The organism is Mycobacterium sp. TH-M82, assembly GCF_057473605.1.
Map to the genome: position 1 here is coordinate 1 of NZ_JBYCKY010000071.1, position 11,078 is coordinate 11,078.

Sequence of the window (11,078 nt, forward strand, 5' to 3'; positions counted from 1 at the left end):
TGCTGTCTGGTTATCCACAGTTGGTGTTTTATCCCCAGGCTCCCCGGAGGCGGGCGGTCGGGCCCGGCGGGTGTCGGGGGTGGTTTTTAGTGTCGGGTTATGGCTTTAGCGGTGGGCGTCGAGGCGGCACGGGAGGCGATTGGTGCTGCCCTGGATGCTGTTGATGCTGCCCATAAGGTGTTGCGGGAGACGTCGTCGGGCATGGTGGGCAGTGATTTTCGGGTCGATGTCGCTGAGCGGTTGGAGACGCAGGCGCGCACCAATCGGGGGTTGATGTATCGGTTCTTCGGTGAGTTGGCCGATCCGCCCGATGATGTTGGTCCGGCCGGTGGGCTGCGGAAGGTGTTGTGGGAGCGGCTGCGTATCACGCCGGGGGAGATCACCCGCCGCTGCCGATTGGCGGCCCGCATCCGGGAGCGCCGGTCTTTGACTGGGGCGCTGATCGAGCCGGAGTTGCCGGAGTTGGCTGCTGCGGTCGAAGACGGTGCGCTCGGTGAGGATCACATCCGGGTGGTGTGTCAGGCGGTGGATGGGTTGTCGGCGCGGGTGTCGCCGGTCGATGTGGCCGATACCGAGCGCAGCTTGGTTGCTCACGCGCGAGAACTCGATGCCGGCCTGGTGGTCAAATTAGGCCAGCGCATCGCCGATGACCTCAACCCCGATGGGTTGTTCAGCGATGTCGATCGGGCCCGCCGGCGTGGCCTGGTGCTGGGCCGGCAAGGCCCCGATGGCATGTCGCGACTGTCTGGGCTGCTCGACCCCGAAGCCCGCTGCTACTTTGAGGCGGTCATGGCCGCGGTGCGCCCCGGCCGCCACCAACCCGGCCAACCCGACCAGCCCGACCAGCCCGGCCGACCCGATCAGGCCGGCCAGCCCGACCAGCCCAACCAGCCCAACCAGCCCGACCAGCCCAACCCACCCGACCAGCCCGGCCAGCCCAACCAGGCCGGCTGGGGCGGCGGCGATCCGCAGGCTGGTGATCGGCGCACCCCGGCCCAGCGTTGCCACGATGCGGCCAGCCTCGCCTGGAAAACCGCGATCGCCTCCGGTGGGTTGGGCACTCACCGCGGCCATCCGGTCACAGTGGTGGTCACCACCACGCTGGCCGAACTCGACCACGCCGCCCAGGTTGCGGGCGATGCGACCGCGCCGATGCCGGCGGCGGCGCTGACCGGTGGCGGGTCGCGGCTGCCGATGCGTGATCTGATCTCGATGGCCGCCGATGCGATTCACTACCTGGCGGTCTTTGACGGTCACCTGGAACGGCCGTTGTATCTGGGCCGGCAAAAACGCATCGCCACCGCCGACCAGCGCCTGATCTGCTATGCCCGCGACCGGGGCTGTACCCGCCCGAATTGCCTGCAACCGGGCTATCACTGCGAGGTCCACCACGCCCATGAGTGGGCCAAAGGCGGCCGCACCAACGCCGACGAACTGTTCTTCGCCTGCGGCACCGACCACGCCGACGCCAGCCGCGGCGAGTGGCAAACCATCGTCACCGACACCGGCCGACTGGGCTGGACCGACGGCACCGGCCCACCCAAAATCAACCACGCCCACCACCCCGAAGAACTCCTACGCGGCGACCCCGACCCACCAGCACGCGGGCCCTAGCGCGCCCACGCTTCCCACGGGCCTGGAGGCGGCCAGTATCGAAGCGAGGACCGCCATCACGCTGGGGTTCGCTGGCTGCGGCGAAGCGGTCACCCTCTGGGCTGCGGCCAGAGCAGGGATTTCGCTGCTGAGTTGACGGCGTGCACCCGATCGCGGACGCTTACCTGCGTGGCAGACGAAAACGAAGGCCCACCCGGCGACGAATAACCCGACTAATCCCCAGACCCCGCCCCAGGTGCAGCTGCTGACCCGCGACGGCTGCCCTGGCTGCGTGCGGGCGCACGGCCAGCTGGCTGAGCTGGCCGCCGAACTCGGCTTCGACCTGCACACCGTCGACGTCGACGCCGCCGCGGCGGCGGGAGACACCGCACTGCGCGCGGAATTCGGTGACCGGCTGCCGGTGGTGCTGCTCGACGGGCATGAGTACAGCTACGGGGAGGTCGACGAGGCTCGGCTGCGCGCGGACCTGGCCCAGCGGGGGTGACCCGGCGAATTTGGCGACCCCGCTGGTTAGCATCTACCGTGGTAGGCAGTTTGTTCACTGGTGACAGCGAGGAGCGGACCAGGTGATACTGCCATGAGCGTCCTGCTCTTCGGGGTTTCCCATCGCAGCGCCCCGGTCTCTGTCCTCGAGCAGCTCAGCGCCGACGAGTCCGACCAGGTCAAGATCGTTGCCCGGGTACTGCAGTCACCGCTGGTGACCGAGGCGATGATGCTGTCGACCTGTAACCGCGTCGAGGTCTATGCCGTGGTGGACGCATTCCACGGCGGCTTGTCGGCCATCGGACAGGTGCTCGCCGAGCACTCCGGCATGTCGATGGGGGAGCTGACCAAACACGCCTACGTCCGCTACAGCGAAGCCGCGGTCGAGCAGCTGTTCGCCGTCGCCAGCGGCCTGGACTCGGCGGTCGTCGGCGAGCAACAGGTGCTCGGGCAGGTACGCCGTGCCTACGCCGCCGCCGAAGCCAACCACACCGTCGGCCGGGTGCTGCACGAGCTGGCCCAGCGGGCGTTGTCGGTCGGCAAGCGGGTGCACTCCGAAACCGGTATCGACGCCGCCGGCGCGTCGGTGGTATCGGTCGCACTGGGGATCGCCGAGCGGCAGCTGGGAGACGACGGGCTGGCGGGTCGGACCGCGGTCGTGATCGGCGCCGGGGCGATGGGCGCACTGTCGGCATCGCACCTGGCCCGCGCGGGTGTCGGCCACATCTACGTCGTCAACCGGTCGCTGCAGCGGGCGCAGCGGCTGGCCCGCAAGATCCGCGGCACCGGCACTCGGGCCCAGGCGCTGCCACTGGACGGCGTATCCACCGCGCTGGCGGCTGCCGACGTCGCGGTGACCTGCACCGGGGCGGTGCGTACGGTGGTGTCGCTAGCCGATGTACACCACGCGCTGGCCGGCGCCCGACGGGACGAAACAACGCGGCCGCTGGTGATCTGTGACTTGGGCATGCCGCGTGACGTCGATGCCGCGGTGGCCGGGTTGCCGGGTGTCCGGGTCGTCGACATGGACCGGGTGCAGCAGGAGCCGTCGGCGCGGGTGGCCGCGGCCGACGCCGAAGCCGCGCAAGCCATCGTCGTGCGCGAGGTCGCATCATATCTGGCCGGCCAGCGGATGGCCGAGGTGACACCGACGGTGACTGCACTGCGCCAACGTGCCGCCGAAGTGGTCACCGCCGAGTTGCTGCGCCTGGAGCATCGGTTGCCCGGGCTGGACACGTCCCAGCGCGAGGAGGTGGCACGCACCGTCCGCCGCGTGGTGGACAAGCTGCTGCATGCACCCACCGTGCGGGTCAAGCAGCTGGCCGGCTCACCCGGCGGCGACAGTTATGCCGAGGCGCTGCGTGAGCTGTTCGAACTCGACCCGCACGCTGTGGATGCGGTAGCCACCGCTGGTGAAATACCTGCGGCACCAAACGGTTTCGAAGCCCACGCCGAAGCCGGGCGTCCCGGGTAGTCGCTTTGGCCCCCATTATTCGGATAGGCACCCGGGGCAGCGCACTGGCCACCACCCAGGCCGGCATCGTCATCGACGCCTTGGTGGCGGGCGGCCGCCCCGCGGAACTGGTCGTCATCACCACCGAGGGTGACCGGTCGTCGGGACCGATCGCCAGCATCGGGGTGGGGGTGTTCACCGCGGCGCTGCGGGAGGCCATCGATGACGGCCGGGTCGACGCAGCGGTGCACTCGCACAAAGATCTGCCCACCGCCGACGACCCGCGGTTCGTTATCGCCGCGATTCCCCCGCGCGAGGACCCCCGCGACGCGGTGGTGGCCCGGGGCGGGCTGACCCTGGCGGAGCTGCCGGCGGGCTCGGTGGTGGGCACTTCGTCGCCCCGGCGAGCCGCGCAGCTTAGCGCATTGGGTCTCGGTTTGGAAATCCGGCCCCTACGAGGCAACCTAGATACCAGGTTGAACAGGGTAAGCAGCGGTGATCTCGACGCCATCGTGGTGGCCCGGGCGGGTCTGGCCCGGCTGGGCCGCCTCGATGTCGTCACCGAGACGCTGGAACCGGTGCAGATGTTGCCCGCTCCGGCGCAGGGTGCGCTCGCGGTCGAATGCCGCGTCGGCGACACCGCGCTGGCGGCGCTGCTGGCGGAGTTGGACGACGCCGACAGCCGGGTCGCGGTCACCGCGGAGCGTGCCCTGCTCGCCGAACTGGAGGCGGGTTGTTCCGCACCGGTGGGTGCGATCGCCGAGGTGGTCGACTCCATCGATGAGGACGGGCGCGTCTTCGAGGAGCTGTCGCTGCGCGGTGGCGTGGCGGCGCTGGATGGATCCGACGTGATCCGTGCGTCCGGCATTGGCAGCCCCGACCGGGCCCGGGAGCTGGGGGTCTCGGTAGCCGCGGAGCTGTTCGAGCTGGGTGCGCGCGATCTGATGGCGTCGGACAACGGGGCGCGGTGAGATACCCGCGCTAGGGAAGTGACTGGGAGTGACAGATGGCTCGCCAAGTGAGCGTGCGAGGGCGCAGGTCCAAGCCGGGCCGCATCGTGTTCGTCGGCTCGGGTCCCGGTGATCCGGGCCTGTTGACCACGCGGGCGCGAACGGTGCTGGCCAACGCGGCCCTGGTATTCACCGACCCGGACGTGCCCGAGTCGGTGCTGGCGCTGGTCGGCACGGACTTGCCCCCGGTCGCCGGGCCGGAGCCGGCTGACGTCGAGACTGGCGGCGAGGCCAGCGAGGCCAGCGAGGCCAGCCGCGACAACAACATCCGTGCCGACGCCCCGGTGGTTCCCGGTTGCCCGGATATCCGGCCGGCTCTGGGCAGCCCCGCCGAGGTTGCCAAGACCCTGACCGCTGAGGCGCGGTCGGGTGCCGCCGACGTGGTGGTGCGGCTGGTGGCCGGCGATCCGCTGTCGGTGGACACGGTGATCACCGAGGTGACCACCGTGGCCCGCACCCAGCTGCACTTCGAGATCGTTCCCGGCTTGCCCGCCACCAGCGCGGTGCCGACCTATGCGGGCCTGCCGCTGGGTTCCTCGCACACGGTCGCCGATGTGCGTGGCGACACGGACTGGGGAGCGCTGGCCGCCGGCCCGGGGCCGCTGATTCTGCTGGCCACCGCCTCGCATGTGGCCGACGCGGCGCGCACCTTGATCGAGTACGGGCTTGCCGATTCCACCCCGTGCGTGGTCACGGCCGCCGGCACCACGTGCGGGCAGCGCTCGGTGGAATCCACCTTGCACGGGCTCACCGACCCCGCCGTGCTGGCCGGCATCGGCCAAGCGGGTCTGGCCAGCGTGGACGATGGAACCACCGGGCAGCAGGCCGCTCATGCCGGCCCGCTGGTGGTGACCATCGGCAAGACGGTGACTAACCGAGCCAGGCTGAACTGGTGGGAGAGCCGGGCGTTGTACGGCTGGACCGTGCTGGTGCCGCGTACCAAGGACCAGGCCGGCGAGATGAGCGAGCGGCTGGTGGCACACGGCGCGCTGCCGGTCGAGGTGCCCACCATCGCCGTGGAGCCGCCCCGCAGTTCGGCGCAGATGGAAAGGGCCGTCAAGGGTTTGGTCGACGGCCGCTACCAGTGGGTCGTGTTCACCTCCACCAATGCGGTGCGCGCGGTGTGGGACAAGTTCGGTGAGTTCGGACTGGACGCCCGGGCGTTCTCCGGGGTGAAGATCGCCTGTGTCGGCGAAGCGACCGCCGACCGGGTCCGCGCATTCGGAATCAGTCCCGAGCTGGTGCCGTCCGGCGAGCAGTCTTCGCTGGGACTGCTGGACGAATTCCCGCCCTACGACGACGTTTTCGACCCGGTGAACCGTGTGCTGTTGCCGCGCGCCGATATCGCCACCGAGACGTTGGCCGAGGGGCTGCGGGAGCGGGGCTGGGAGATCGACGACGTGACCGCCTACCGCACCGTGCGGGCGGCGCCGCCACCGGCCGCCACCCGGGAAATGATCAAAACTGGCGGCTTCGACGCGGTGTGCTTCACGTCGAGCTCAACCGTGCGCAATCTGGTCGGTATCGCCGGCAAGCCGCACGCCCGGACCATCGTGGCCTGCATCGGCCCCAAGACCGCCGAGACCGCTGCCGAGTTCGGTCTGAGGGTCGACGTACAGCCCGACATCGCCGCGGTGGGCCCGCTGATCGAGGCGCTGGCCGAACACGCCGCCCGGCTGCGTGCCGAGGGCGCGTTGCCGCCGCCGCGCAAGAAGAGCCGCAGGCGCTAGTGGCGACTGCTAGCGCAGCGGAGCCGGGCGCAGCGGATCGCCACTCGACGAGTGTCAGCGGCTACCCGCGGCAACGTCCGCGCCGGCTCCGCTCCACACCGGCGCTGCGCCGCCTGGTGGCGCAAACATCTTTGGAACCAAGGCACCTGGTTTTGCCGATGTTCGTCGCCGACGGCATCGAGGCGCCGCGGCCCATCCCCTCCATGCCTGGCGTGGTCCAGCACACCCGCGACTCGCTGCGTGCCGCGGCCGTCGACGCGGTGGCCGCTGGGGTTGGCGGGTTGATGCTGTTCGGGGTACCCCGGCAAGCGGACAAAGACAGCACCGGCGCCGTCGGTATCAGCCACGAGGGTGTGCTCAACGTGGCACTGCGCGACCTGGCCGCCGAGCTCGGTGACGCTACCGTGCTGATGGCCGACACGTGTCTGGACGAGTTCACCGACCACGGACACTGCGGGGTGCTGGACGGGACCGGCAGGGTCGATAATGACGCGACCGTGGCCCGCTACGTGGAACTGGCTGTGGCGCAAGCCGAGTCGGGTGCCCAGGTGGTTGGACCCAGCGGCATGATGGACGGTCAGGTCGGTGCCATCCGCGACGGACTGGACTGCGCCGGGTACCCGCACGTGGTGATCCTGGCCTACGCCGCGAAGTTCGCGTCGTCGTTCTACGGCCCGTTCCGCGACGCGGTGGCCTCCAACCTGACCGGAGATCGCCGCACTTACCAGCAGGAGCCCGGCAACGCCCGCGAGGCGCTGTGCGAGGTCTCGCTCGACCTCGCCGAAGGTGCCGACATCGTGCTGGTCAAACCCGCGCTGGGCTACCTCGATATCGTCTCAGCTGTCGCGGACATGTCCCCGGTTCCGGTGGCCGCCTACCAGGTGTCCGGTGAATACGCGATGATTTCTGCGGCGGCCGCCAACGGCTGGATCGACGGCCGTGCCGCGGCGCTGGAGTCGCTGGTCAGCATTCGCCGTGCCGGTGCCGACATCGTGCTGACGTACTGGGCCGCCGAGGCGGCGGGCTGGCTGGCATGACCGGGCCACCGACCTGGCCGCAGCCGCCCGGCTGGCAGCCCGCGCAACCGCCGCCGGCCGTGCGACCGGAGCGGCCGGCCCGTCCGGTGGATGTCGAGACCGGGTTCTGGTTGTGGCTGGCGGCGCTGCCGGTGATGCTGACCGGCTACGTGGTCAACCTGCTGACGTCGCCGGTGGTCGGTGCGACCGAAGTGCGCCACCCGGTCGCCGGGCTGATCGCCGTGGTGATCGCCGTGGTGGTGGGAGTGGGTGTGGTGGTGGTGACCTTCCTGGTGCTGATGCGCTTGGGTTACCGGTGGGCACGCACCGCGTTGACCGGCGGTGGCGTGGCCGCGGCGGTGTATGCGGTCAGCGGCCTGTTCGGCGCCGACCAGCGGACGGTGGTCGCAGTGACCGCAGCGGTCACCGGTATCGTCGGCTCTGTTTTGATCGCCGGGGGAACCTTCCTGCTGCACCGCAGGGACTCCCAGGGTTATTTCACTCGCTGACCGGTGCTGCGGTGAGCCTGGGTGGCTGGTGGCTCACCGGCGGTGCGTGCACCATACTGAGTCGATTCCAGGTCGATTCCAGGATGTCCTGACGGTGAGGGTGAGGTGAACCAAGCGACGAACGCCCCGCCGTTGTTCCACGAGCCCGGCGCCAGCTGGTACTGGGTGCTGGCCGGACCGGCCACGGCCCTGGCCCTGGCCCTGATCCAGAATTCCAGCGGCTACGGGCTGGACCCGCTGATTCCCGGCTTGTTCCTGGTGCTGGTGTCCGCCTTTGTCGCGGTACAGGTCAAGGCGGCCCGCATCCACACCTCTGTCGAGCTCACCGGGCAGACGTTGCGCCAGGGCACCGAGACCATCCGGGTCGGCGACATCGTCCGGGTGTATCCGGAGCCGGCGAAGCCGGCCCACCGGGCGGAACATCCGGAGAAGTGGCAGACGGCCCGGGCGCTGGGGGAGCTCCGTGGGGTACCGCGCGGCCGGGTCGGCATCGGGTTGCGGCTCACCGGGGGGCGTACCGCCCAGGCCTGGGCGCGTGGTCATCGCCGGTTGCGGGCGGCGCTTATCGCGCTGGTGCCGTACCAACCTGACCACCCCGACACTTCCGACAGCGACACCGACGGGCCGCAGTGGTGAGCGCGCCTGCAACCCGGGCCGCAACCCGAGCGGCAGTGGAACTCGGACTGGCCTGCGCGGCCGCGCTGGGCGGCACAGTGAGCGCAACACGAGTGCGTTCCACGGTGCCGGTGGCGCCCATCGCCGACGGTGAGCCGGTCACCACTTCGGTGAGTTACGACCCGCAGCTGTTGCTGCTGACGCTGCTGCTGGCGGCGGTCGCCGGCGTGCTGGCGGTGGTCGGGGCGACTCGACTGGGCCGGGCCCGGCGGGGACGCAAGGATTCCGCCGTGGTCGCTGCGGCCGCTGTGACCGGAGCCACGTTGTCCAAATACCCCAGGGGGGGTATGCCGGGGGCGTGACCACTACCGACCTTGAATTACGGGGCATGACCTGCGCCTCGTGTGCCGCCCGGGTGGAACGCGGTCTCAATTCCCTCGACGGGGTGCGTGCCACGGTGAACTTCGCGGTTGAACGGGCCCATGTCGAACACGAACCCACGGTGTCGGCCGCCGATCTGGTCCGCGCGGTGCAATCCAGCGGCTACGCCGCGTCGGTGATCGGCACAGCCGGCACAGCCGGTACAGACGCCTCAGATCATCGCGACGAACACACCGGCGTACCGGCTGAGCTGCGGGTGCGGTTGATCGGCTCGGCGGTGCTGGGGATACCGGTGGTGGCACTGTCGATGGTGATGGCCTGGCACTTCACCGGTTGGCCGTGGCTGGCCTTCGCGTTGACCACCCCCGTCGTGCTGTGGGGCGGCTATCCGTTCCATCGTGCCGCGGTGCGCAACGCACTGCACGGTGCCTCCACGATGGACACCCTGGTGTCACTGGGCACGCTGGCCGCCTATCTGTGGTCGGCGGCGGCGGTGATCACCGGTCTTGCCTTCCGGGGAGGCCATGTCTACTTCGAGGTGGCCGCCGCCGTGACCGTGTTCCTGCTCGCGGGTCGCTATGCCGAGTCGCACGCCAAACGCTCGGCCGGCGCGGCGCTGCGCGCACTGCTGACGCTGGGTGCCAAGGACGCCGCGGTGATGCGGCGCGGCCCAGCTGGTCAAGCCGGCCTGAGGGAAGTGCGGGTACCGGTGGACCAACTGCGGGTGGGTGACGTGGTCGTGGTCCGGCCCGGTGAGCGTGTCGCCACGGACGGCGTCGTCATCGACGGCACCACCGCGCTGGACACCTCGGCGATGACCGGCGAATTGGTGCCCGTCGACGTCGGTGTAGGCGACCGCGTGCTGGGCGGGGCCCTGAACACCTACGGACTGGTGCTGGTGCGGGCGAGCAAGGTCGGTGCCGACACCCAGCTGGCCCGCATGGCCAAACAGGTGGCCGACGCCCAGAACGGCAAGGCATCGGTCCAGCGGCTGGCCGACCGCGTCTCGGCGGTGTTCGTGCCCGCCGTGCTGGTGATCGCCGCGCTCACGCTGGCCGGCTGGCTGCTGGCGGGCCAGCCCCCCGCGGCCGCGTTCACCGCAGCAATCGCGGTGCTGATCATCGCCTGCCCGTGCGCGCTCGGCCTGGCCACCCCGACCGCCATCCTGGTCGGTACCGGTCGCGGCGCGCAGCTGGGCATCGTGATCAAGAATCCGCAGATGTTGGAGACCGTCAAGGACATCGACACCGTCGTGCTGGACAAGACCGGAACGGTGACCACCGGCGTGATGACCGTGGGCAACGTGGCCGTCAACCGGGGTGAAGATCCGAACACGGTGCTGACGCGGGCCGCCACCGTCGAAACGGGCTCGGAGCATCCGATCGCCGCCGCCATTGTGGGGGCAGCCGCCGCCGCGCAGTTGCCGCTCGGGCGGGTGGATGATTTCGCCAACCGGCCCGGCCGCGGCGTGACCGGCGTGGTTGACGGGGTACGGGTCGACATCACCCGGTCGGCTGCCGCCCACGAGACCGGAACGGCGGTCGAGGTGTCCTGGGGCGATCGGGTGCGCGGCATCATCACCTTGACCGACACCGTGAGGGGAAGCAGCGCCGCCGCGATCGAAGAGCTGAAGGCGATGGGCATCGTCCCCGTACTGCTCACCGGGGATGGCCGCACGGTGGCGCGGAAAGTGGCCGCCGAAGTCGGGATCGACCCGGCCAACGTGATCGCCGACGTGCTGCCCACCGACAAAGCCGACGCGATCAAACGGCTGCAGGCCGACGGCCGCCGGGTGGCGATGGTCGGCGACGGGGTCAACGACTCGGTGGCGCTGGCCACCGCCGACATCGGGATGGCGATGGGCACCGGCACCGACGCCGCCATCGAGGCCGGCGACCTGACCCTGGTGCGCGGCGACCTGGGCACCGTACCGACCGCGCTACGGCTCTCGGCGCGCACCCTGCGCATCATCAAGGAGAACCTGTTCTGGGCGTTCGGCTACAACGTCGCGGCGATCCCGCTGGCCGCGGTCGGATTGCTGAATCCGATGATCGCCGGTGCGGCGATGGCCTGCTCGTCGCTGCTGGTGGTCACCAACAGCCTGCGGTTGAAGAGAGTTCGGCGTGATTTTCTGCGCTGAGCGACGATTATCACGCCGAAATCACGAGGCCAGCCACGCAAGCTCCGACGGCAGGTGCTCGCGCCAGAACGACACGTCGTGCCCACCCGGGTAAAACCCACCGGCCGGCGGCGTGCGCAGTTGCCCG

The 11,078-nt window shown here is 70.1% G+C and carries 10 protein-coding genes and 1 pseudogene; 10 read left to right on the plus strand and 1 reads right to left on the minus strand.

The genetic code is table 11. From position 1 onward, the window contains the following. Positions 1-99: 99 nt before the first annotated feature. The 10 genes from AC2VON_RS02205 to AC2VON_RS02250 all read left to right on the plus strand — a co-directional run bounded on the left by AC2VON_RS02205 (position 100) and on the right by AC2VON_RS02250 (position 10,951). On the plus strand, positions 100-1,614 hold the full coding sequence (locus tag AC2VON_RS02205; RefSeq protein WP_486951471.1) for a DUF222 domain-containing protein: 1,515 nt from the start codon (positions 100-102) through the stop codon (positions 1,612-1,614). A gap of 235 nt (positions 1,615-1,849) precedes the next feature. Then, the gene (locus AC2VON_RS02210) at positions 1,850-2,098 is read left to right on the plus strand and encodes a glutaredoxin family protein (RefSeq protein WP_486951472.1); all 249 of its coding nucleotides are present in this window, start codon (positions 1,850-1,852) and stop codon (positions 2,096-2,098) included. Positions 2,099-2,191: 93 nt separating this feature from the next. After that, on the plus strand, positions 2,192-3,571 hold the full coding sequence (locus AC2VON_RS02215) for a glutamyl-tRNA reductase (protein WP_486951473.1): 1,380 nt from the start codon (positions 2,192-2,194) through the stop codon (positions 3,569-3,571). Positions 3,572-3,585: 14 nt separating this feature from the next. Continuing rightward, positions 3,586-4,521 (plus strand): hydroxymethylbilane synthase, encoded by a 936-nt coding sequence (gene hemC, locus AC2VON_RS02220; protein WP_486951479.1) that lies wholly within the window; start codon positions 3,586-3,588, stop codon positions 4,519-4,521. A gap of 35 nt (positions 4,522-4,556) precedes the next feature. Beyond that, the gene (locus tag AC2VON_RS02225) at positions 4,557-6,290 is read left to right on the plus strand and encodes a bifunctional uroporphyrinogen-III C-methyltransferase/uroporphyrinogen-III synthase (protein WP_486951474.1); all 1,734 of its coding nucleotides are present in this window, start codon (positions 4,557-4,559) and stop codon (positions 6,288-6,290) included. After that, a complete protein-coding gene (gene hemB / locus AC2VON_RS02230; RefSeq protein ID WP_486951475.1) occupies positions 6,290-7,327 on the plus strand; it encodes a porphobilinogen synthase in 1,038 nt (345 codons plus the stop codon). The genes AC2VON_RS02225 and hemB overlap by 1 nt, the downstream gene beginning before the upstream one ends. Next, the gene (locus AC2VON_RS02235) at positions 7,324-7,815 is read left to right on the plus strand and encodes a hypothetical protein (protein ID WP_486951476.1); all 492 of its coding nucleotides are present in this window, start codon (positions 7,324-7,326) and stop codon (positions 7,813-7,815) included. Before hemB ends, AC2VON_RS02235 begins: the two co-directional genes overlap by 4 nt. A 105-nt stretch (positions 7,816-7,920) precedes the next feature. Next, positions 7,921-8,451 carry a DUF3093 domain-containing protein gene (locus AC2VON_RS02240; protein ID WP_486951477.1) on the plus strand — a complete coding sequence of 177 codons (531 nt, stop codon included), beginning with the start codon at positions 7,921-7,923 and terminating at the stop codon, positions 8,449-8,451. Further along, positions 8,448-8,792, plus strand: coding sequence for a hypothetical protein (locus AC2VON_RS02245; protein ID WP_486951478.1), 345 nt, complete (start codon positions 8,448-8,450; stop codon positions 8,790-8,792). Before AC2VON_RS02240 ends, AC2VON_RS02245 begins: the two co-directional genes overlap by 4 nt. A gap of 26 nt (positions 8,793-8,818) precedes the next feature. Further along, positions 8,819-10,951 carry a heavy metal translocating P-type ATPase gene (locus tag AC2VON_RS02250; RefSeq protein WP_486951480.1) on the plus strand — a complete coding sequence of 711 codons (2,133 nt, stop codon included), beginning with the start codon at positions 8,819-8,821 and terminating at the stop codon, positions 10,949-10,951. Positions 10,952-10,972: 21 nt separating this feature from the next. Here AC2VON_RS02250 and AC2VON_RS02255 read toward each other — a convergent pair. Next, positions 10,973-11,078: pseudogene (locus tag AC2VON_RS02255) on the minus strand (alpha/beta hydrolase); the annotation flags it as partial.